The organism is Streptomyces sp. NPDC059788 (assembly GCF_042732265.1).
GTDB lineage: Bacteria > Actinomycetota > Actinomycetes > Streptomycetales > Streptomycetaceae > Streptomyces.
In genome coordinates, this window is record NZ_JBHWHY010000014.1 from 87,879 (window position 1) to 110,952 (window position 23,074).

The following is a 23,074-nucleotide window of genomic DNA, read 5'->3' on the forward strand; positions in this document are numbered from 1 at the left end:
GCGTTGCCCGGCGTGGTGCCTGGGGGTTGGCTTGCCCCGAATCCGTTTGGTGCCCCTGGGGTGAGGGAGGAACCGTGCGTCGATGGACGGCAGTTCTGGCGGCCCTGGCGGGGGCCTGTGCCGCGACGCTGCCCACCGCTTCCGCCGTCGGGGCGGGGCCCGCGGCGGGCGGCGAGGGCGGGAGCCTGTGGCGGGTCAGTGTCGGCGCCACCGGAGAGCAGGCCGACGGCGACTCCTCCGCCCCCGTCCTCAGCGCGAACGGGCGGGTGCTGGTCTTCGTCAGCCGGGCCCGCAATCTCGTGCCGGGCCTTCCCGAGGGGACCGGCATGCAGGTGTACGCCAAGGACCTGCGGACCGGGCGGGTCGACCTGGTCAGCGCGAACCCGGACGGCTCGCCCGGATACGAGCCCGGCTACACGCGCTCGGTGAGCGCCGACGGGCGCTTCGTCGCCTTCGACTCGCCGTCGAAGACGCTCGATCCGCACGACAGCGGCGACGGTATGGATGTCTTCGTCCGCGACCGCTGGAAAGGCACCACCGAGCTGGTCACCCGGCATGACGGCGCACCGGACGCCGCGCGCAGCTTCCTGCCCTCGATCAGCGCCGACGGCCGCCGCGTCGCCTTCACCTCGCTGCGCGACGACCTCGTACCGGGCGACGCCAACGGGTACGCGGATGTCTTCGTGCGCGACCGGCTGACGGGCGCCACCCGGCTCGTCAGCGTGGCCGGTGACGGCACACAGGGCACCGCGGCCTCCTCCGACCCGGTCATCAGCGCCGACGGGCGGCAGGTCGCCTTCACCACCGAGGCCAGGAACCTCTTCCCCTGGCCCCAGGGCGGACCCGGCATCGCCAGGCCGCAGCCGCCGTACGTGTCCTTCGGGGTCCACGACCTGCGCAGCGGTGAAACCAGGGCGGGCGCGTACAACCTGAACGGCATCCCGGCCCGGGTCCAGTACGGCCTGCGCTTCTCACCGGACGGCCGCTATCTGCAGTTCGACACCAGCGACGCGCTGCTGCCGGGCGACGAGCCGGGCTGGTGGGGCTCCTACTCCCGTGACCTGCGGACGGGTGCGTACGCGCGGCTGGCCGCCCGGCCGGACGGCGGCCGCCCCACGGGCAGCGTCACCGGAGGCGGCCTCAGCGCCGACAACCGCACCACGTTCTTCACCACCAACGCCCCCGACCTGGTCCCGGACGACACCAACGGCACCTGGGACGTGTTCGCGCGCGACGTGGAGAGCGGGCGGGTGACCCGCCTGAGCACGACCCCCGACGGCGGTTCCCCCACCGCGGGCTCGTACGGCGCGTCCCCCGACCGCAGCGGGCGGCTGGTGGCCTTCGCCAGTGACAGCACCGACCTGGTGGCGGACGACACCAACGGCGCGACGGACATCTTCGTACGCCGCGTGCGCTGAGAAGGCGCCGGGGCTCGGGGCGGGACCCTCGGCGGTCCCCGTCGGAGCCCTGACCGGCCGTGGGCATGTCCCGCACGGGCCTCGGCTGTCCCGGCCGGGGCGGGCGCCCGGTACGGAAGACCGGATTCTCCGATACCCCACCGGGTACCCGAGTCGTGGGTGGTGCCGCCGGACGGGAGCACTCCGGACCCCGCGCCCTCCGGGGCACCCCCGGGCACACCTTCAGGAATACCCCCCGGGGTACCGCTGTTAAGGTGGGCAACAGATACCCCCCGGGGTACACCCGTATGAGCAAGGAGGCGCAGTCGTGTTCTTCGTCGACACCCTGGAGTTCGCAGGCCTGGGCAACCGCAGCTACCTGGCCGGCGGCGACGGCGCCGCGGTCGTGGTCGACCCGCCGCGCGACATCGACCAGGTGATCGGCGCCGCGGCGAGGCGCGGGGTGCGCATCGCGTTCGTGGCGGAGACCCACCTGCACAACGACTACGTCACCGGCGGCCTGGAACTGGCCCGCGTCACCGGCGCCGCCTACCTGGTCCCGGCCGCGGCGAAGGTGTCCTTCGCCCGCACCCCGGTCGCCGACGGCGACACGGTCGCGGTGGACGACGGCCTGGTGCTGCGGGCGATCGCCACGCCCGGCCACACCCCGCACCACACCTCGTACGCCCTGGAGGACCGCGGTCGCGCGGTCGCCGCCTTCACCGGCGGATCGCTGCTCATCGGTACGGTGGGCCGCCCGGACCTGGTCGAGCCGCGGCTGACGGAGGAGCTGGCCCGCGCCCAGCACGCCTCCGCCCACCGCCTCGCCGACGAGTTCGACGACGAGGTGCCGGTGCTGCCCACGCACGGCTTCGGCAGTTTCTGCTCCTCCTCGCAGGCCGAGGGGGACAGCACCACGATCGGCAAGGAACGCACGGCCAACGACGCCCTCACCCTGGACGTGGACACCTTCGTCGCCCGTACCCTCGCCGGCCTGGAGGACGTGCCCGCCTACTACGCCCACATGGGCCCGGTCAACGCCGCCGGCCCCGCCCCCGTCGACCTCACCCCGCCCGAACCGGCCGACGCGCGGCAGATCGCCGAACGGCTGGCCGCGGGGGAGTGGGTGGTGGACCTGCGCAACCGCGTCGCCTTCGCGGCGGGGCACGTGGCCGGCTCGTACAACTTCGAGGGGGACGGCAAGCTCGCGACGTACCTGGCCTGGCTGATTCCGTGGGGCAAGCCCGTCACCCTGCTCGCCGGGACCCCGGAGCGGATCGCCGACGCGCAGCGGGAGCTGGCCCGGGTCGGCATCGACCGCCCGGCCGCTGCCGCCACCGGCGACCCGGCCGGCTGGATCCGCCGGGGCGAGCGGCTCGCCTCGTTCCCCCGCGCCGCCTTCGCCGACCTCGCCGCCGTCCGGGAGCGCGGCGAAGCGGTGGTGGTCCTCGATGTGCGCCGCGCCTCGGAGCGCGCCGAAGGGCACGTGGCGGGCTCGGTGCACATCCCGGTCCATGAGCTGTACGGCCGGATCGGCGATGTCCCGGAGGGCACCGTCTGGGTGCACTGCGCGGGCGGGATGCGCGCGGCGATCGCCGCTTCCCTGCTGGACGCCGCGGGGCGGCGGGTCGTCGCCGTCGACGACGGCTTCGCAGCCGCCGTCGACGCGGGCCTGGTCGTCAGCCGCCCCTGATGGCGCCGCGTCGGCGGGCCGTGGCCCGTCCCGTAGCTCAGGCCAGCGAAAGGAACAGCTTCTCCAGCCTCGCGCGCATCTGCTCCCGGTCGCCGGCGGCCTGCTCCCCGTCGGCCATGCAGTGCTGCAGGCCCGTCGCGATGATCGCGAACCCGGCCCGGTCCAGCGCGCGGGAGACCGCGGCGAGCTGGGTGATGACGTCCTCGCAGTCCCGGCCGTCCTCGATCATCTTGATGATCCCGGCGATCTGCCCCTGCGCCCGCCGCAGCCGGTTGAGCACGCTCTTCAGCTCATCGGCCGCCATCTCCAACTCCACGCTTCCTCCTCCATAGCCAGGCCGTGGATACCCCCGAGGGTATTCCATTCCGTACGGGGCACGCCTTCCCGGACGAAGAAACGCAAAGGAACCCCACACTCATGATCACCCACGTCGCCGTCCACCCCGACCAGGCGGCCGGCCGCCTGAGCGCCTACACCGTCATCGACGTGCGCACTCCCGGCGAGTACGCGGCCGGCCACCTGCCCGGCGCGCACAACATCCCCCTCGACCGTCTCGCGATCGCCCTGCCCGCCCTCAAGACGGCAGCCGCCCGCGGCGAGCTGCTGATGGTCTGCGCCTCCGGCAACCGCTCCACCACCGCCTGCGAACGACTCGCGGAAGCCGGTGTTCATGCCGCCACCCTCACCGGCGGCACCGCCGCCTGGGCCGCGCAGGGCCGGCCCGTCGAGCGCGCGGCGGACACCACGGCCGTCTGGCCCATGGAACGTCAGGTCCGCCTCGCCGCAGGCTCCCTCGTCGTCGCCGGTCTCGCGCTCGGTATCCGCTACCGTCACGCCCGCTGGCTGTCCGCCGCAATCGGTGGCGGCCTGGTCTTCTCCGCCGCCACCGACACCTGCGGAATGGCCGCTCTCCTGGCCAGGCTTCCGCACAACCGGGCCCGTGCCACCGACCTCGACGCCACACTGGAGGCCATCGGCGCTTGAGGCCCTCGGCCGGTAATCTCCTTTCGCGGCAAACCCGCCGTCACCCCCTGCCCTCGGCGAAACAACCAGTTGGACGCGCAATTGCCCGAACGCCCGTCCAACTGGTTGCAGTTGACCCCGTACATAGGGGACCGCAAAGTGAGGGCAGTCGACCCTGAATTCACCGGACCTGCTCCGACGCGGAAGCGGAACGCGCGGCATGTGCCGCGCCGATGTCCTTGAGACTTTTCCGATTGCCGCGGCCGCAGCGGTGAAGGACGTCGCCGTCCCGGCGGTTTCCGTGCGTATCCGGTGCCGGTGCACGCGTTTGTGTGCGGCGCGGTCGAAACTGCGTGCCGCCCGCCGAAGGGGGAAGTATGAACGGCTTCGCGTATCCCACTCCGCCCCTCTCCGCGCTCCACAACGGGGTGTGGCGAACTTCGTTCTCCGGCCGGAAATGGCGGCGCTCCGCCACCGAAACGGGGGATTCGCCCACGCATTTCCCCGGGCGTCGCGCGCACGGCCGCCGGCGGCACACCGGAGCCGGGCGATGACCGCCACGATGGCCGGCCCGGAAACCGCGGTGGCCGGGACGCCGGCCGCTTCCGTGCCGGAGCTGATCGGCCGCCAGGCGGCCCGCACACCGCACGCGGTGGCGGTGACGGACGGCGAACGCGAGCTGACGTACGAGGAGCTGGAGGCGGCGTCGGGCCGCCTCGCCGCGTATCTGTCCGCCCGGGGAGTGCGGCGCGGTGACCGGGTCGCGGTGGTGCTGGAGCGGTCGGCGGGGCTGCTGGTGGCGTTGTTGGGGGTGTGGAAGGCGGGTGCCGCGTACGTACCGGTGGACAGCGGATATCCGGCGGAGAGGGTGGCGTTCCTGCTGGCGGACTCGGCCCCGGTGGCGGTGCTGTGCGCGAGCGCGACCCGGCCCGTCGTCCCGGCGGCGCCGCAGGCGGGGGTGCCGGAACCGGTGGTGCTGGACGCACCGCGGGTGACGGAAGCGGTGGCCGGGTGCCCGGCCGACGGCGCAGTGGCGCGGGTGGCCGCGCAGGACGCCGCGTACGTGATGTACACCTCCGGGTCGACCGGGGTGCCGAAGGGCGTCGTGGTGCCGCACGGGGCCGTGGCGGCTCTGGTGAGCGATCCGCGGTGGGGCATGGGGCCGGGAGAGAGGGTGCTCGCGCACGCGCCGTACGCGTTCGACGCGTCGCTGTTCGACCTGTGGCTGCCGTTGGCGGTGGGCGGCCGGGTGGTGATGGCGGGACCGGGCGTACTGGACGCGCGGCGGCTCGGCGAGGCGGCGGCCGGCGGTGTGACGGCGGTCCAGCTGACGGCGGGACTGTTCCGGGTGATCGCGGAGGAGGCGCCGGAGTGCTTCCGGGGCTTCCGGCAGGTGATGTGCGGCGGGGACGTGGTGCCGGCCGCGGCGGTGGCACGCGTACGGGAGGCGTGCCCCGAGCTGACCGTGCAGCATTTGTACGGGCCGACGGAGACGACGCTGTGCGCGACCTCGCGTCCGGTGGCGCCGGGCGACGTGGTGCCGGACGTGCTGCCGATCGGGCGGCCGATGACCGGCCGCCACCTCTACGTACTGGACGCGAGTCTGCGGCCCGCCGCACCGGGAACGGACGGGGAGCTGTACATCGCGGGGGCGGGGCTGGCGCGCGGGTACCTGGGGCGCGCGGCGTTCACCGGGGAGCGCTTCGCGGCCTGCCCGTTCGCGCGGGGCGAGCGGATGTACCGGACCGGGGACCTGGTGCGGCGGACCGAGGACGGGGAACTGGTCTTCGTCGGGCGGACCGACGAGCAGGTCAAGATCCGTGGATTCCGGGTGGAGCCGGGCGAGGTGGAGGCGGCCCTGGCCGCGCACCCGGCCGTCGGGCAGGCCGTGGTGGTGGCCCGGGAGGACCACCCGGGCGAACGGCGCCTGGTCGGGTACGTCGTCCCCGCCGCCGGCCGCCGTACGGGCGCGCCGCGCACCGTCCTGCGCGATCACCTGGCCGCGACGCTGCCGGAATACCTGGTCCCCGCCGCGCTCGTACCGCTGGACCGGCTGCCCCTGACCCCGCACGGGAAGGTCGACCGCAAGGCCCTCCCGGCGCCCGACTTCAGCGGAGCCGGAGCCGGGGATGAAGCCGGGGATGGAGCCGCGGCCGGTACCGTAACCCGCTCCGTAACCCCCCACGACCACCCCCTGACCGCGGCCGAGCAGACCCTGCGCGGCCTGTTCGCCGAGGTGCTGGGGCTGGACCGGGTGGGCCCCGGGGACGGGTTCTTCGAGCTGGGCGGCGACTCGATCAGCTCCATGCAGCTGGTGTCCCGGGCCCGGCGGGCTGGCCTGGAACTGACGCCCGATCAGGTCTTCGGCCTCAGGACGCCGGAGCGGCTGGCGGAGGCGGCCGGGGCCGTCGAGCGGGAGGCGGGGCGCGCCACGGAGGACGTGGGGACCGGGGACGTGCCCTGGACCCCGGTGATGCGGGCGCTGGGAGAGCGGGCCGCGCGCGGCGGGTTCGCGCAATGGGTGATCGTCGGCGCGCCCGCCGGGCTGACGCGGGATGTGCTGACGGCCGGGCTGGCCGCCGTACTGGACACGCACGACATGCTGCGCGCGCGTGCCGTGACGGACGGTCCGGAGCCGGTCCTGACGGTGGCCGCACGCGGCACGGTGGACCCGGCCCCGCTGATCACCGCGGTGGACGCGGCCTCCTGGCCCACCACGACGGACGCGCCCTCGCCGGTCACCCAGCCGCCTCCCGAGGACGGCTCCTGCCTGGACACCGCCGCCGAGCAGGCGGCGCGGGACGCGCTGCGGCGGCTCGATCCTGCCTCCGGCACGCTCGTACAGGTCGTCTGGCTGGACGCGGGGCCCGAGCGGACCGGCCGACTGGTGCTGGTCGTGCACCACATGGTGGTGGACGGCGTCTCGTGGCGCATCCTGGTCCCGGACCTCCGGGCCGCCTGCGAGGCGGTGGCCGCGGGACGGGAGCCGGCCCTCGACCCGGCCGGGACCTCCTTCCGCCGGTGGGCCGGACTGCTGGCCGCGCAGGCCACGTCCGAGCGCCGTACCGCCGAACTGGCGGACTGGACGGCGCTGCTGGACGGCGGCGACCTGCCGCTGGGGACGCGCCCGCCCGCCCCGGCGCGGGACACCGCCGCCACCGTGCGCCGTACGGAGTGGACCGTTCCGGCACACCAAGCGGCGACCCTGACCGGCCGTACACCCGCCGCCTTCCACTGCGGCGTCCACGAGGTCCTGCTGTCCACACTGGCGGGAGCGCTCACCCACTGGCGGCCCGACGCCGTCCCGGCCTCCGGGGTCCTGGTGGACGTGGAGGGCCACGGCCGCGAGCCGCTCGCCGAAGGAGCGGAACTCTCCCGTACGGTGGGGTGGTTCACCGACGTGCACCCGGTCCGGCTGAACACCGCCGGTGTCGATCTGGGCGAGGCACTGACAGGCGGTCCGGCAGCCGGTGCGCTGCTGAAGGCGGTCAAGGAACAGGCGCGCGCGGTGCCCGGCGACGGACTCGGCCACGGCCTGCTGCGCCACCTCAACCCCGAAACGGCGCCGGTGCTCGCCGCGCTCCCGGCCCCGCAGGTCTCGTTCAACTACCTGGGCAGGTTCGTCACCGCCGGGACGCGGCCGGGCGCGGCCGTGCCCTGGCAGCCCGCCGGTTCCACCACGATCGGCGAAGCCGCCGACCCCGCCCTGCCCCTCCTCCACACCATCGAAGCCGAGGCCGCGATACGGGACACCCCCGGCGGCCCCGCACTGACCCTCGCTCTGAGCTGGGCGGACCACCTCCTGGACGAGGCCGCCGTACGAACGCTGGGACAGCTGTGGCTGGGCCTGCTCGACGGCCTGGCCGCGCACACCGGCGCCCCCGGCGCGGGCGGGCACACACCCTCGGACTTCCCGCTGCTCGGCCTCACCCAGCAGGACGTGACGGAACTGGAGGCGGCGGTACCGCGGCTCGCGGACATCTGGCCGCTGGCACCGTTGCAGGAAGGGCTGTTGTTCCAGGCCGTCCACGACGAGCAGGGACCGGATGTCTACAAGAGCCGCTGGACACTGGAGCTGGACGGCCCGCTGGACACCGCCCGGCTGCGGGCCGCCTGGCAGGCACTGGTGGACCGGCACGCCGTCCTGCGGACGAGCTTCCGCCGGAGCGCGTCCGGCGTGGCCGTACAGGTCGTGTCGCGGGAGGTTCCGCTGCCCTGGCAGGAAGCGGACGTGTCGCACCTGCCGGAGGACGAGGCGGCGGCCGGGGCCGACGGACTGGCCGTACGGGAGCAGCAACGGCCGCTCGACCTGGCGGAGGCGCCGCTGTGGCGGCTGCTGCTGATCCGCCTCGGCACCGACCGGCACCGCCTCGTCGTCCTCACCCACCACGTCCTGATGGACGGCTGGTCGCTCCCCGTGCTGGTCGCGGAGCTGTCCGCGGCGTACGAGACGGGCGGCGACGGCCCGCGGCCCGGCCCGGTCACCTCCTACCGGGAGTACCTGGCGTGGCTCGCGCGGCAGGACAAGGCAGGCGCACGGGACGCCTGGCGCGCCGAGTTCCGCGGCACCGGTGAACCGACCCTGGTGGCGCCCACCGCACCGACACACGGCGCGACCGACCCCGAACACCTCCACGCGGACCTGCCCGAAGAGCTGTCCCGCCGGCTGGTGGAACTGGCCCGGACGCACGGCCTGACGGCCAACACCGTCGTACTGGGCGCGTGGGCGCTGGTGCTGGCCCGGCTGGCCGGCCGTACGGACGTGGTCTTCGGCGCCACCATGGCCGACCGCCCGCCCGAACTCGCGGGCGTCGAGACCATGGTGGGCCTCCTGATCAACACGCTGCCGGTACGGGTCCCGCTGGACGCGGCGCAGCCGGTGCTCGCGTTGCTCAAGGACGTACAGGCGCGCCAGCTCGCCCTGCTGCCCCACCGGCACCTCGGCCTGTCCGAGGCGCAGCGGCTGGGCGGCCCCGGCGCGCTCTTCGACAGCATCGTGGTCTACCAGAACCTGCCCGGCCCGCCGCCCGCCACCGCGGCCCGGCCCGGCGCGCTCACCATCCGCCTCTCGGACGTCACCGACGTCGTCCACTATCCGCTGGGCCTGAACGTCACCCCCGGCGACCGTTTCCGTATCCACCTCATCCACCAGCGCGGTCTGCTGCCCAGGGAGGTCGTCGAAGCGCTGCCCGGACGGCTGACACGCGTGCTCGATCAGCTGGTCGCCGACGGCCCGGCGCCCGTCGTGGGACGGGTCGGTGTCCTGGGCGCGGAAGAACGCCGCCTGGTGGTGACGGACTGGAACCGTACGAAGACGCCGCTGCCGGCCGTACTGCTGCCGGAACTGCTCCGGCGCCGGGCGGCGCGGTCGCCCGACGCCGTGGCCGTCGAGGACACCCGAAGGACCGTGACGTACGGCGAACTGGCGGCCGGGGCGGGACGTCTGGCCCGCCACCTGATCGAGCTGGGGGCGGGCCCCGAGCGCCGCGTCGCGGTGGTGCTGCGCCGGTCCGCCGAGTCCCTGACGGCCGCGCTGGCCGTGATCATGGCGGGCGGCGTCCACGTACCCGTCGATCCGGACTACCCGCCGGAGCGCCGGGCGTTCCTGCTCCGGGACGCGGACCCGGCCGTGGTGCTGTGCGCCGCCGACACCCGGCACGCGGTCCCGGACGGCCGCGGCGCCCGGGTGGTGGACCTGGACGACCCCGCCGTGACCGAGGCCGTGGCGCGCCGCGAGGGCGGCTTCGTGACGCAGGCGGAGCGCCGCACGCCGCTGGGCGCGGACCACGCGGCCTACGTGATCTACACCTCGGGGACCACGGGCGTACCGAAGGGCGTGACGGTCACCCACCGCGGCCTGCGCAACCTCGTCGCCGACCGGGTGTCCCGGTTCGCCCTGGGCCCGGACAGCCGCGTCCTCCAACTGGCCGCCCCCAGCTTCGACGTGTCGATCGCCGACACCTGGCCGGTGCTCTGCGCGGGCGGACGCCTCGTCCTGGCACCGCCCGGCCCGCCGCCGCTGGGCGAGGACCTGGCCCGTCTGCTGCGCACCCGGCGGATCACCCAGCTCGGCGGCACCCCGTCCTTCCTGACGCGGCTCCCGCCGGGGGACCTGCCGGAGCTGCGCACGCTGGTCACCGGCGGCGAGCCGCTCACCGAGGACCTGCGCCGCCGGTGGGCGCCGGGGCGGCAGGTCCACGAGGAGTACGGCGTCACCGAGGCCACCGTCGTCCAGACCTCCACCGCCCCGCTGACCGGCGGCGAGACACCCACGGTCGGCCGCCCCGTCGCCAACACCCGGCTGTACGTGCTGGACGCGTTCCTCCAGCCGGTGCCGCCCGGCGTGGCCGGGGAACTGTACGTGGCGGGGGAGAGCCTGGCGCGCGGCTACCACGACCGGGCGACGCCGACCGCGCAGCGGTTCGTGGCGTGCCCGTACGCGCCCGGCGAGCGGATGTACCGCACCGGTGACCTGGTGCGCTGGACCGCCGACGGCGAACTGGTCTTCGCCGGGCGGGCCGACACCCAGGTCAAGATCCGCGGCTACCGCGTCGAACTCGGCGAGGTGGAAGCCGCACTCGCCGCCCACCCGGCCGTCGGCGAGGCGGTGGCCGCAGTCCGCGAGGACCGGCCGGGCGAGCGCCGGCTGATCGGCTACGTGGTGCCGGCCGGGCGGACGGCGGACGGCCGGTCCGTACGGGCACACGTCGCCGGGAGGCTCCCCGAGTTCATGGTGCCCGCGGCCGTGGTCGTGCTCGACGCGCTGCCGCGGACACCGAACGCGAAGGTCGACCGCGCGGCCCTGCCCGCGCCCGACTTCACCGCGCGGGCCGCGGGACGGGCACCGCGCACCCCGGCCGAGGAGACCCTGTGCGCGCTGTTCGCCGAGGTCCTGGGGCTCGAACGGGTCGGCGCCGAGGACAGCTTCTTCGAGCTGGGCGGCGACTCGATCGTCTCGCTGCAACTGGTGGCCCGCGCCCGCCGCGCCGGGCTGGTACTGACCTCGCCGCAGGTGTTCGAGGCGAAGACCCCCGAAGGGCTCGCACGGCTGGCCCGTACGGCCGACGACGGAACCGGTCCCCGGACATCCGCCGACGCCGGAGCCGGTACGGAGACCGGCCGGGTGCCCTGGACCCCGCTCATGCGGAGGCTGGGCGAGCGGATCACCGGCGGCAGGTTCGCGCAGTGGACGGTCGTCGCCGCACCCGCCGGACTCACCCGGGACGCCCTGGTGGCCGGGCTGGGCGCCGTACTCGACACCCACGCGATGCTGCGGGCCAGGGTGGTGCCGGACGGGGGCCGGGCCCGACGGGCGCTGGAGGTGGGGGAGCGGGGCTCGGTGGACGCCGCGCCGCTGGTCACCCGCCTGCCGGTCACCGCCGATGACCTGGACGGGGCCGCCGAGCGCGCGGCGCACGACGCCGTGGGGCGGCTCGATCCGGCCGCGGGCGTCATGCTCCGAGCGGTGTGGCTCGACGCGGGCCCCGACCGGCCGGGGCGGCTGGCGCTGGTCGTCCACCACCTGTCGGTCGACGGAGTGTCGTGGCGCATCCTGCTCCCGGACCTGCGGGCCGCCTGCGAGGCGGCCATGGCGGGCAGCCGCCCGCGCCTTGATCCGGTGGGGATGTCCTTCCGGGGATGGGCGGGTGCGGTGGCGGGCGGGGGAGAGCGCGCCTCTTTCCCGCCCGCGACACCGACCCCGGCCCCGCTCCCGACCGGCCCTCTCCCCGCCGATCCGCTGCCGGTCGGGCGGGCCCTCGACCCGGCCGCCGACACCGCCGCGACCCTGCGCGACCGCAGCTGGCCGGTGCCGGCCGGCCAGGCGGCCGTTCTGACGTCCCGCACCCTGGCGGCGTACCACTGCGGCGCGCACGAAGTGCTGCTCGCGGCGCTCGCGGGAGCGCTGGTACGGGGATGGCCGGGCAGCGGCACCGTCCTGCTGGACATCGAGGGGCACGGCCGCGACACGGTCGACGGCGCCGACCTCTCCCGTACGGTGGGCTGGTTCACCGGCATCCGCCCGCAGGGGCTGGACCTCACCGGCGTCGACCTGGACGAGGCCTCGGCAGGCGGCCCCGCGGCCGGCCGACTGCTCAAAGCGGTCAAGGAGCAGACCCGGGCCGCATCCGCGCCCGGCGTACCCGAACCCGAAGCGGAACCGGCCCGAGCCCACCCGGCACCCCGCATCGGCTTCAACTACATGGGCCGCTTCCCCGCGCACACCCGGACGGACACGGGCCCGGCCGAGGCCTGGGCACTGACCGGCGATCCCGTCATCGGCTCCTCGTCCGACCCGGACATGCCCGCGCCCCACGTACTGGAAGCCGGCGCGCTCATCCGCGACACCCCGGACGGCGCCGCCCTGACCCTGACCCTCACCTGGCCGGGCCGGCTGCTGGACGAGGCGGTGGCGGCGCGCCTGGGCCGCCTCTGGCTGGACCTGCTGGACGGCCTGGCCACCCACACCGTCACCCCGGAGGCGGGCGGGCACACCCCCTCCGACTTCCCGCTGCTCGACCTCGATCAGGACGAAGTGGAGCAATTCGAAGCGATTGCCGACCGGTTGAGCGGGGCGGCGCACCCGCCGGCCGGTCAAGATCACGACAGCGCCTAGACTCACCGTGGCGCCGGACCGTCATGGCGCAGGTACGACCGTAAGGAGCAGGGGTGTTGGAGCAGGGATACCCGGTGGACCGGATCGATACCGGCACGGCTCACTCGGCGCGCGTGTACGACTACATCCTCGGCGGCAAGGACCACTACGCCGTGGACCGCGAAGCCGGTGACGTGATGTGCCGGGAGTGGCCGGCGCTGCCCGTGCACATGCGGGCCAACCGGAAGTTCATGCACCGCGCGGCCCGCCACCTGGCCCGGGAGGAGGGCATCGGGCAGTTCCTCGACATCGGCACCGGCCTGCCCACCTCGCCGAATCTGCACGAGGTGGTCCAGCAGGTGCGCCCGGACGCGCGGGCCGTGTACGTCGACAACGACCCGATCGTGCTGACCCACGCGCGGGCGCTGCTGACCGGCTCCGCCGAGGGCCGGACCGCGTACGTCGACGCCGACATGCGCGACCCCGAGGCCATCATCGGCTCCGAGCAGTTCCGGGAACTGCTGGACCTGAAGCAGCCGGTCGGCCTGATGATCATCGGAATCCTCCACTTCATCCTCCCGCCCGACGACCACAGCCTGGTGCACCGCCTCCTGGAGCCGCTGCCGGCGGGCAGCTTCCTGGCCATGACCATCGGAACCGCCGACTTCGCGCCGCGCGAGGTCAACCGGGTCGCGGACGAGTACGCGCGCCGTGGAATGCCGATGAAGCTGCGGACGAAGGCCGAGTCCGAGGCGCTCTTCGAGGGGCTGGAGCTGGTCGACCCCGGGCTGACACAGGTCCACCACTGGCGCCCGGACGCCGACCAGGAGCCGGTCGACGACCGGGACATCGCGATGTACGGGGCCGTCGCCCGCAAGAACTGAGGCCCCCGGCTGCCGGCCCACTGTGGCCGACGCCCGGAACCGCCGCCGGTGAACGTGCGAAAGCAACTCCACCGGCGGCGAGAGCGCGCCCCGGACTTCGCCACAGCCCGGCCGCCTTCCCACGTCCCCCTCACCCGTCAGCTCCGAAGAACAGGCAGCGAGCCGACGGGGCAGGCCGCCGCGCCATGAGCGGCCCGCGGTCCCGCGGCCCTACGACCAAGGGGGAAGGGGAACCACATGCTGCTGACGGTGACCGGAGGCTCCGGCGCGGGCAAGACCACGCTGGCGAGCGCACTGACCGCCACCGCACCTTACGTCTCCACCCGGGTGCTGCACGGCGACGACTATTACTTCGACACTCCGGAACGCGGCGTATGGATGCGTGACGACGCCGGGGTGCCGCACCTGGACTTCGGGTCCCCGCAGTCGATGGACATCGAACGGCTCACCCGCGACGCCAACGCGGCCCTGGCCAAAGCCGCCGTCGTCATCATCGAGGGCCTGTTCGCCCGCCACGTCACCCCCACGGCCCGGTGCGCACGCTTCGACGTCTTCGTCGACCTGCCGGCCGACCTCCGGCTGGTACGGAAGATCCAGCGCAAGTGCCTGCTGCACGGCTTCCCCCTCGACGTCCTCCTGCGCAACTACCTGCACCACCGCCGCGCCGCGCACGAACTCCACGTCGAACCGGCCCGTTGTGAGAGCGACTTGGTCCTGGACGGAATCCTGCCTGCCGACACGCTGGCTCATCAGGTGTGGTCGGCGGCCGGTAAAAAGCTCTGACAACGGTCCCCCGTCCGGAACCGGCTCTCCGGCACCCGATCGGGTCTCTTGCACCTGCGGCGAATCGTGCTCCAATGGGTTCGACGAGCTGGTGAACGACGGGGGTTGCTCACGGTGTTGGTACGTGACGTGGTGCGCGAGGTGGTGGCGGAGCGGGCCGCGCATGAGCTGCCGCTCGTCGACAGCCTGCGCAGGCTCGACGACGACCGGGTCGTCAGGACCCTCACCCGGCGCAAACAGCACCGGGAACCCCTCGGCTTCGGCTACGCCGAACTGGCCGCGCTGGTCACGCCTGTGGTGTGGCTGGTCCTCGACCAGGCGGCCCGCCGTGGCGTCGACGCGGCCGTGGAGAGCGTGACGGCGCGCGGCCGGGCGGGGGTGCGCCGACTGCTGCGCCGGCCTCCGGCCGCGCCGGACCGGGTGCTGCCCGGGCTGGGGCCCGCCGAGCTGGCGCTCGTACGCACACACATCCTGGAGCGGGCGGCCGAGCGCGGCATCGGACGCCGGGAGGCCGAGGCCCTGGCGGACAGCGTCGTGGCGCGGATCGCGACGGGGCGCGGTCAGGAGGAGCCTGCGGCACCGGAAGCGCCCGACGCGCCCCACAGCCCCGATGCCCGCGACGTGCCCGACGGGCCCCACGACCCCGACTCCTCCCGGCCGCCGGGCGCCTCGTGAAACCTTTCGCCGCGCTCAGGAGCGTCACCGGGACCGGCGCCCGCTTCGCGCTGCTGATGGTCCTGGTGACGGCGTCGAGCGTCCCCATGTTCCACACCCTGCTCTCGGCCGCCCTGGGCCGGCGCGACAGCGCGAGTCAGCTGCGCGGCTTCATGGGCTGTCTGTACGCGGCGGGTTTTGACCCGGGAGGCAGCGACCTGGACAACCTCCAGGCGACCATGCGGCGCGGCGGGCTTCTGAGCAAGTGTTTCGCCGATCATATGGAGGGTCCCTACCGGGATGTGCTCGCGACCCTGGGACTGTTCGCCCTGGCCGCGCTGGTGTACTGGTTCCTGCCGAAGCTGCGCGACAGGTGGCGCCGGACCGTGGCCGTCGCCGAGGTCGACGCGGACGGCACGCTGGGCGCGGAGCTGGCCGCGCTGCTCGGGCGTACCGGAATCCGTTCGGCTCTTCGCTTCCGGGTCGATCCGGCCCGGATGACGTCCGGCGCCGCCGTCCACGGCCGTACCGGCAGCTACACCGTCTGCCTGCACGCGGGCCTGCTGGCCCGGCGCGGCACCGATCTCGCGGGCTTCCGCGCCGTGGTCCTGCACGAACTCGCCCATGTCCACCACCGCGACGTGGACTACGCGTACGCCAGTACGGCGCTGTGGCGGGTCTTCGTCCTGTTCGCCCTGGTGCCCACGTTGGCCCTGGACGCCTGGATCGTCGTCCTCGCCCTGTCCGGTACCGGTTCGCCGTGGTGGCCCGACGCCGCGTCCCTGGTCTTCGCCTCCGCCGCGTCGGGAATCCTGCTGGCGGGCCTGGTCCATCTGGCCCGGGCCGACCTGCTGCGTCGGCGCGAACATTACGCCGACATCCAGGCGGTGGCGTGGGGCGCGTGCCCCGACGGCTGGAACCGGCCCGATCCGCCCGGCGCCATGCTCTCCTTCCTGCACCGCTTCTCCGCGCTGCTGCGGACGCATCCGGGCTGGGCGGAACGCCGGCAGGCGCTCGCCGACCCCGGCCGCCTCTCCCGGGTCAGCCCCCTGGAAATGTTCCTCACCGGCGCCTCGGCATCGCTGCTGTACAGCGCGATGGGGACGCTCACGTTCCTGGGTTCCGGCACGGCCCTGTGGCTCGCGGTTCTGACGGTGGCCCCGGCGGTCTGCCTGGCTGTGGGCCTGCCGGTCGTACGGGCCGTGCGTACGGCGGCCGGGCGTACCGGTTCCGGCGCGGTCGCCGGGCTCTGGCTGGGCTGCGGTCTGCTCGTCGGCGAGTTCGTGGGCAGCGGCCGTCATCGGGTCGACTGGCTCATGCCGCAGCCCCAGTACCTGCTGGCGTTCCTGTTCATCGCGGCCGTGCCCACGGTGTGGTGGTCCCTGACCCTGCGGCTGTCCCTCGGCCTGCCGAAGCGGGGGCTGCGGCGGGCGGCGGTGGTGCTCTGCGCGCTGGTGACCACGGCGGTGCTGTGGTGCGGCCTGCGGTGGTGGCAGCTGGGAGGCCGGCGGATCGCCATGGGAGGCAGCGATCTGGGCGGCGGGCAGGCGGCCGACCTCTACGCCGGGACCGTTCCGGGCTTCGCACAGCACTACGGCACGGACATGTCGGCCCTCTCCCTCGGCATGGCGCTGATCACGCCGCTGCACACGACGCGGGCCGCCGGTGCCGCCACGGTCCTGATGTGGCTCGTACCGCTCGTTCTCCTGCTACTTCAGCGCGCGGGCGCGGGGCTGCGGGTGCGCCGGACACTGGGCGCCGGTCTTGCGGGCGGGCTCGTGTCCTGGGCGGGTCTGGCCCTCGCGTCGTACGCGATGTACGTCCAGCGGCCGGGCACCGCCCAAGCGCGCACCGGCCCCGTCCTCGTCGTCCATATGTGGTGGACGATCGTGGCGGTCATGGCCGCCTGCCTGCTGACGGCCGCGTTCGTGGCTGCCTTTTCCCGGCGGTACGGGCTGCTGCGGGCGCTGATCGCCGCGCAGGTCACGCAACTGGTGGCGTACGCCGGGGTGTTCCTGCTGTACTCCGCCGACGGCTGCCTGGGGCCGCTGAACCCCGTGTTCGACGCCTGCCAATGGCATCCCGGGAACGGCCTGAACGTCGATCGCGCGGTCGTCCTTCTCACCTTGATCAGCACCGTACTCGGCTCGGCCTGCGCGGCGTTGGTGGGCGCGGGCGCGGCGGCACTGATCCGCCGGGTGCGGCGGAGGCGGGCCGAGACCGTACCCGCGGAGCCGGCGCCGGCCCCCGCCCCGCCCCTGGCAGCGCCCCGGGAGCCGGCCGCGCCGGTTCGCCGGCGTCCGGCGCTGTCGAGGCTCGTCGGCGCGGGTACGGTCCTGGCGCTCGGCGTCCCCGCCGTGCTGCTGGCCGCTGCCGTGACGAGCATGCCGGCGCCCGCTTCACCCCTGTTGTCCCGGCCCGGGCAGAGCACGGCCGATCCGGGCAGGAAGCCGGGGCGTACCCCGCCTACGACGCCGTCTTCCCAAGTGCGTCTGTGGCAGACCTGGTCCTGGATGGACGGCGGCGGGGCCGGGCACATGCGGCAGATCAACAGCGCCGTGCTGGCCCTGAACTCCGAGATCATCAGGACCGTCGCCCAGAAGCGGAACGCGAACGGAAAGGTCGGCGCGGACGACAAGGCGTTCCACCGGGTGTGCGGCGCCCTGGGCAAGCAGGTGGACGAGGCCCTGGACTACTTCCCCGTACCCGTGCCGGACCTGGACAAGGCGTGGTCGGACGCACTGCGGCAGGTGCGCGGCGGAACCCGGAACTGCCAGGCGGCGTTGATCCCGCCCAAGGGCGGGCCGCACCGTACGGATGCGGAGCGCGCGCGGCTTTTCACCGCTTCCCTCAGCGAGATCAAGAACGGGATGCTCGGCGTCGGCAACACCTATCGGCGGATCTACCGGGCGGCCGACTCGAAGGCCAAGTGAGGGGTGCGAAGGGCGGCTTCGGCCGCCCTTCCGCCGCCCCGTACCGTGCCTACGGCGCGCTGCTCCCGGCGATTTTTGGAACTACTTGCCGCAGTGGTACTTGCCGTCGTCTCCCGTATTGCCCACCTTGCCGCCGAAGTTGACGCAGGCGCCCTTGGTGTAGAGCTTCACCGGGCCCGCATGCTTCGTGTAGTAGCCGTAGTCCTGCTTCTTCGTCCCGCCGACCACCGTGAGATAGGCGCCCATGTGGTACTTCACGCCCGGCTTGCGGTTATGGGTGATGACGCAGTTGTAGTTCTTGCTGGAATACAGGTCGGTCCAGCCGGTGTCGTAGCTGACCCGCTTGATCCGTTTTCCGGGGCACGAGGAAGCGGCCTCGGCGCTCCCCGCCCCCACGAATGTCACGGTGCCGGCCGCCAGCACCGTAGCCGCGAGCGTCGCCATGCCTTTGGTCCACTTCATAACCCCTCCTGTCATCAATGGCCCGGCGCGCCCGGGGAACAGGGGCGCGCGTAACTCCCCACCACCTGTATCAGACGGGAGTGGGCGATGGTGAAGGCGGTCTTCCGTGGTGCGGGTGTGCGGCGGCAGCGGCACCCGGCGATTTTCAGCCAAGGTTAGGTTAGGCTAACCTCTGCGTCGTGAAGGTCGGTGAAGAACTCTCCCGGGCCGCGCGTTCCCGCGGCCACACCCTCGCCGCCACGGGCGTCACCGTGGCGTACGACGGTGTCGATGTCGTGCACGAGGCGTGCCTGGAGCTGCTGCCGGGGCAGGTGACCGTACTGGTCGGGCCCAACGGCAGCGGCAAGTCGACGCTGCTGCGGGCCGTGTCGCGGCTGCAGCGGGCACGGAGCGCGGCCCTGGACCTCGACGAGGGGACGGACGGGTTCGCGCTGACGCCCCGCGAGTTCTCCCGCCACGTGGCGCTGCTGCCCCAGGGGCGGCCCACGCCCAGCGGGCTGACCGTCCGGGACGTCGTGGAATTCGGGCGGTATCCGTACCGCGGGCGCTGGGGCCGGGCCGACCCGGGCGGGCGCGCCGCGGTGGAGCGGGCGCTCAAGATGACCGGCGTCGCCGAGCTGGCCGAGCGCGGTGTCGAGCACCTCTCCGGCGGCCAGCTGCAACGGGTGTGGCTCGCGGGATGCCTCGCGCAGGAGACCGGCGTGCTGCTGCTGGACGAGCCGACGACCTACCTCGACCTGCGGTACCAGGTGGAACTGCTGGACCTGATACGGGACCTGGCGGACGACCACGGGATCGCCGTCGGCGTGGTGCTGCACGACCTGGACCAGGCGGCGGCCGTCGCCGACCGGATCGTGCTGCTCCGGGCGGGACGGGTGATCGCGGACGGAACGCCCGAGGACGTGCTCACGGCGGAGCGGCTGACGGACACCTACGGCATCCGGATCGAGGTCTCCACCGATCCGCTGACCGGGCGGCTGCGCACCCGCGCGATCGGCCGGCACCACACGCGCCGGACGCCGGACGGCGACCCGTCCCCACCCGGCCAACCGCCCCGGGACGACACCCCACCCCAAGACAGCAAGCACCACGCGCGCGACGCGCACAGCGAAAGGCTCAGTGCCACCTCATGAGACGACTCCTCCTCACCGCCGCCGCGGCCACCGCCGCCGCGCTCGCCCTGAGCGCGTGCGGTACGACTCAGCCCGCCGCGGACCAGTCGAAGAAGTCCGGCGGTCACATCACCCTCACCGGTGCCTCCGGTACGAAGGTGGAGCTGGACGGGCCCGCCAAGAAGGTCGTCGGCACCGAGTGGAACGTCGTCGAGCACCTGGTCTCGCTGGGCGTCGCGCCGGCCGGTGTCGCCGACGTCAAGGGATACAAGACCTGGGACCGGGCCGCACCGCTGAAGAACGAGCCGAAGGACATCGGCCTGCGCGGCGAGCCGAGCATGGACACCGTCGCCGCGCTCGCGCCCGACCTCATCGTCGCCACCAGCGACCTGCCCAAGGCCGCCCTCACGCAGCTGCGCAAGATCGCCCCGGTGCTGGACCTGAAGTCCGCCGACGACACCGACCCGATCGGGCAGATGACCGGGGAACTGGACCTGATCGCCAAGGCCACGGGCACCACGGAGCAGGCCGCCAAGCTCAAGAAGGGCTTCGAGGCGAAGCTCGCCGAGGGCCGGCGGGAACTGGAGAAGGCCGGACGCAAGGGCACGAAGTTCGCCTTCGCGGACGGGTACGTGACCGGCGGCCAGGTGACCATCCGGCCGTACACCCGCGGTTCGCTGCTCGGCGCGGTGAACGACCGGCTCGGGCTGGAGAACCCCTGGAAGGTGAAGGCCGAGCCGGGCTCCGGGCTCGCCAAGACCGATGTCGAGGGACTGACCAAGCTCGGTGACGTGGAGTTCGCGTACATCGGCAGCGATGACGACAAGGGCGCCACGCCGTTCACCGGGGTGCTCGCCGACAACGCGGTGTGGAAGTCGCTGCCGTTCGTCAAGGGAGGCAAGGTGCACCGGCTGCCCGACGGTGTGTGGATGTTCGGCGGCACCGCGTCGATGGAGTCGTACGTCGACTCCGTCGTCGCCGCGCTGAAGAAGTGACGGCGAGGCACGCGTAGACATCATGGCCGTCACCACCACCGCTCCCTCCGCCCCCACCACGGCACCGGCACCCCGGAAAGGCGGCGCGGTCGCGGTGACGGCCGTGCTCGTCGTGCTGATCGCCGTCCTCGCGGTCGTCGACATCGCCCAGGGCACCTCCGGCGTCGGCGCCGCGGAGGTGTGGAAGGCGCTCACCGGGCGGGCCGACGCGGCCGACTCCTCCGTCGTCGTCGCCTCACGGCTGCCGCGCATGGCCGCCGGACTCCTCGTCGGCGCGGCGCTCGGCATGGCGGGCGCCGCCCTCCAGGCCGTCAGCCGCAACGTGCTCGCCGCCCCCGACACCCTCGCCGTCAACGCCGGTTCCTACCTCTCGCTCGGGCTGGTCGCCACGACCGGCGTCTCGCTGCCGCTGCTCGCCTCCTCCGGCGTCGCCTTCGTCGGCGGCCTGGCGGCGGCGGCCGTCGTGCTCGGGCTGTCCGGCCTGGGAGCCGGGACCGTACGGCTGGTGCTGGCGGGCAGCGCCCTGACCCTCGGCCTCGGCTCCGTCACGGAGGGACTGCTGCTGCTGTTCCCCGAGCGGACGGAGGGGCTGTACGCCTGGAACCAGGGCAGCATCGCGCAGAACGGTTTCGGCGGCGTGCTGTGGATGTTGCCGCTCATCGTCGTGGGGCTGGCCGGACTGCTGCTGGCCGCCCGCCGGGTCGACGCCCTCTCGCTCGGCGACGACGCCGCGCGGGGGCTCGGCGTACCGGTACGGGCCACCCGGGTGACCGCCGTCGTGCTGGCCGCGCTGCTGTCCGCCGCGGCCGTCACCCTCGCCGGGCCGATCGGCTTCGTCGGACTGTGCGCCCCGGCCGTCGTACGCCTGCTGGCGCGCCGCTACCGGGGTCTGATCCGGACGCGGGCGAACGTGACGCTGTCCGCGCTGACCGGTACGGCTCTGGTGCTCGGCTCGGACGTCGCCCTGCGGGCCCTGGTGCCGTCCGACGTGGCGGTGGCCGTGCCGACCGGCGTGGTGACGAGCCTGGTCGGCGCCGTCTTCCTGGTGACGCTGGCGACCCGGGGCCGGGACACCGGAGCCGCCGCCCCGCCCGACCGGCTGCGCATCCGCAGCCGGGCCGTCTTCCTGACCGTGGCCGGGACGCTGGTGGCGGTGCTGATCGCGGTGGCCGTCGCCGCCGTACTGCTCGGCGATTCCAAGCTGCTGCTCGGCGACGTGATGAACTGGGCGCAGGGCAGGGCCGGCCGGGCGGTCTCCTTCGTCCTCGACACCCGGGTGCCCCGGGTGCTCGCCGCCGTGCTCGCGGGTGCGGCTCTCGCGCTGGCGGGCACCCTGGTCCAGGCGGTGACCCGCAACCCGCTCGCCGAACCGGGCGTCACGGGCGTCTCCGGCGGGGCCGCGCTGGGCGCGGTGATCCTGGTGACGGCGGCGCCCGGGGCCGGGCCGGTGGGTATAGCCGGCGCGGCCTTCGCGGGCGCGGCCCTCGCCGCCGCGGTCGTCTTCGGACTGTCCGCGCGCGGCGGCTTCCGGCAGAACCGCCTGGTCCTGGTCGGTATGGGTGTCGCCACCGCGAGCGCCGCCCTGATCAGCCTGGTCATCGTCCTCACCGACCCGTTCAACGCCACCAAGGCGCTGACCTGGCTGTCCGGTTCGACGTACGGGCGCACCCTGCCCGACCTGCTGCCGCTCGCCGTCGTCCTCGTCGTGGCGGTCGTCGTGGCGGTCCTGCGGCGCACCGAACTCGACCTCGTCTCGCTCGACGAGGACAGTCCGAGGCTGCTGGGGCTGGGACTACCCCGGGCGCGCCTCGGATTCCTGGCGCTGGGCGTCCTGTTGAGCGGGACGGCCGTCGCCGTCACCGGGACCGTCGCCTTCGTCGGCCTGGTCGCCCCGCACGCCGCGCGCGCCCTGGTGGGGCGCCGGCACGTACGGGTGGTGCCGGTGGCGGTGCTGCTGGGCGCGGTGCTGGTGGGTGCGGCGGACGCCGTGGGCCGTACGGTCATCGCGCCGGCCCAACTCGGTGCGGGGCTGCTCACGGCGGTCATCGGGACGCCGTACTTCCTGTGGCTGCTGATCCGGACCAGGGGAGCCAACTCCCGCTGAACCGCGGCCCGTTCACCACTCGTCGGCCCCTTCGGCCCGCCATGACGCGGAGCCGGAGGGGCCGCGTCGTTCCGGCGGCGAAGCGGGCGGCGGCGCATGCGGCCGGTCGGCGCGCCGGCGCCCAACTGCGCGGTGTACGCCGCCCGTAGCGACCGCACCGATACCGCGCGATGGCGGCGGTGCGCCGGGACAACCCCGCTCATTCGTACGCCGGCACGCGGCGCCGGGGGTCCGGAGACCCCGTGGTGACCCGCTGCCGGGCGGGTGGGCCGGGGTTCGTCCGGCTCGTTATCCGTTTTAGTTGACAAGATGCCTACGGCTTGGCGTACGCTCACCAGGCATTCCGTTCACAAGAGCGGACAGCTTTCACGGCAGTCACTCCTTGCTCAGCTCTCGTCCGGCCCTCGCCCCACACCTGTGCACCGCCTGCCCGTCACCCGCTCAGCGCCACCGCCCAGCTCCGCGCGGCGTTCGTCCGCCTCTCATCAGCCCGCCCTCGCC

The 23,074-nt window shown here is 73.9% G+C and carries 13 protein-coding genes; 11 read left to right on the forward strand and 2 right to left on the reverse strand.

The features are described 5' to 3' along the window. Positions 1–74: 74 nt before the first annotated feature. Both ACFV57_RS14685 and ACFV57_RS14690 read left to right on the forward strand, forming a co-directional pair. Complete coding sequence (locus ACFV57_RS14685) at positions 75–1,418, forward strand: hypothetical protein (protein ID WP_385230644.1); 1,344 nt, start codon at positions 75–77, stop codon at positions 1,416–1,418. Positions 1,419–1,725: 307 nt separating this feature from the next. Then, complete coding sequence (locus ACFV57_RS14690; protein ID WP_385230647.1) at positions 1,726–3,090, forward strand: rhodanese-like domain-containing protein; 1,365 nt, start codon at positions 1,726–1,728, stop codon at positions 3,088–3,090. A 37-nt stretch (positions 3,091–3,127) separates the two neighbouring features. Here ACFV57_RS14690 and ACFV57_RS14695 read toward each other — a convergent pair whose 3' ends face one another. After that, positions 3,128–3,406 (reverse strand): metal-sensitive transcriptional regulator, encoded by a 279-nt coding sequence (locus ACFV57_RS14695; RefSeq protein ID WP_385230650.1) that lies wholly within the window; start codon positions 3,404–3,406, stop codon positions 3,128–3,130. A gap of 101 nt (positions 3,407–3,507) precedes the next feature. On the opposite strand from ACFV57_RS14695, the gene ACFV57_RS14700 reads away from it, so the two are divergent. The 6 genes from ACFV57_RS14700 to ACFV57_RS14725 all read left to right on the forward strand — a co-directional run bounded on the left by ACFV57_RS14700 (position 3,508) and on the right by ACFV57_RS14725 (position 17,900). Next, on the forward strand, positions 3,508–4,074 hold the full coding sequence (locus ACFV57_RS14700) for a rhodanese-like domain-containing protein (protein ID WP_385230653.1): 567 nt from the start codon (positions 3,508–3,510) through the stop codon (positions 4,072–4,074). Positions 4,075–4,603: 529 nt separating this feature from the next. Beyond that, positions 4,604–12,667, forward strand: a complete 8,064-nt coding sequence (locus tag ACFV57_RS14705; RefSeq protein WP_385230656.1) for an amino acid adenylation domain-containing protein — start codon at positions 4,604–4,606, stop codon at positions 12,665–12,667. Between the two features lie 56 nt (positions 12,668–12,723). Continuing rightward, positions 12,724–13,530: an SAM-dependent methyltransferase gene (locus ACFV57_RS14710; protein WP_385230834.1), complete on the forward strand. Its 807-nt coding sequence runs from the start codon at positions 12,724–12,726 to the stop codon at positions 13,528–13,530. A gap of 237 nt (positions 13,531–13,767) precedes the next feature. Continuing rightward, the gene (locus ACFV57_RS14715) at positions 13,768–14,313 is read left to right on the forward strand and encodes a uridine kinase (RefSeq protein ID WP_385230659.1); all 546 of its coding nucleotides are present in this window, start codon (positions 13,768–13,770) and stop codon (positions 14,311–14,313) included. A gap of 114 nt (positions 14,314–14,427) precedes the next feature. Continuing rightward, positions 14,428–14,988, forward strand: coding sequence for a hypothetical protein (locus tag ACFV57_RS14720; protein ID WP_385230662.1), 561 nt, complete (start codon positions 14,428–14,430; stop codon positions 14,986–14,988). Beyond that, entirely contained in the window at positions 14,985–17,900 is a 2,916-nt protein-coding gene (locus ACFV57_RS14725; RefSeq protein ID WP_385230665.1) for a M48 family metalloprotease, read from the forward strand. The genes ACFV57_RS14720 and ACFV57_RS14725 overlap by 4 nt, the downstream gene beginning before the upstream one ends. A gap of 81 nt (positions 17,901–17,981) precedes the next feature. Here ACFV57_RS14725 and ACFV57_RS14730 read toward each other — a convergent pair whose 3' ends face one another. After that, positions 17,982–18,362, reverse strand: a complete 381-nt coding sequence (locus ACFV57_RS14730) for a hypothetical protein (protein ID WP_385230668.1) — start codon at positions 18,360–18,362, stop codon at positions 17,982–17,984. A 179-nt stretch (positions 18,363–18,541) separates the two neighbouring features. Here ACFV57_RS14730 and ACFV57_RS14735 point away from each other — a divergent pair, with 179 nt between their 5' ends. From ACFV57_RS14735 to ACFV57_RS14745, 3 genes are read left to right on the forward strand one after another with little or no spacing between them, the layout of a single operon-like run. Beyond that, positions 18,542–19,495: an ABC transporter ATP-binding protein gene (locus ACFV57_RS14735; protein ID WP_385230671.1), complete on the forward strand. Its 954-nt coding sequence runs from the start codon at positions 18,542–18,544 to the stop codon at positions 19,493–19,495. Continuing rightward, positions 19,492–20,469, forward strand: a complete 978-nt coding sequence (locus ACFV57_RS14740; RefSeq protein WP_385230674.1) for an iron-siderophore ABC transporter substrate-binding protein — start codon at positions 19,492–19,494, stop codon at positions 20,467–20,469. Before ACFV57_RS14735 ends, ACFV57_RS14740 begins: the two co-directional genes overlap by 4 nt. Positions 20,470–20,491: 22 nt before the next feature. Next, entirely contained in the window at positions 20,492–22,573 is a 2,082-nt protein-coding gene (locus tag ACFV57_RS14745) for an iron ABC transporter permease (RefSeq protein WP_385230677.1), read from the forward strand. Positions 22,574–23,074 lie beyond the last annotated feature (501 nt).

Coding starts and splice junctions, on each gene's coding strand:
- ACFV57_RS14700 (WP_385230653.1), top strand. CDS start 3,508: ATGATCACCCACGTCGCCGTCCACCCCGACCAGGCGGCCGGCCGCCTG.
- ACFV57_RS14705 (WP_385230656.1), top strand. CDS start 4,604: ATGACCGCCACGATGGCCGGCCCGGAAACCGCGGTGGCCGGGACGCCG.
- ACFV57_RS14715 (WP_385230659.1), top strand. CDS start 13,768: ATGCTGCTGACGGTGACCGGAGGCTCCGGCGCGGGCAAGACCACGCTG.
- ACFV57_RS14730 (WP_385230668.1), bottom strand. CDS start 18,362: ATGAAGTGGACCAAAGGCATGGCGACGCTCGCGGCTACGGTGCTGGCG.
- ACFV57_RS14740 (WP_385230674.1), top strand. CDS start 19,492: ATGAGACGACTCCTCCTCACCGCCGCCGCGGCCACCGCCGCCGCGCTC.
- ACFV57_RS14745 (WP_385230677.1), top strand. CDS start 20,492: ATGGCCGTCACCACCACCGCTCCCTCCGCCCCCACCACGGCACCGGCA.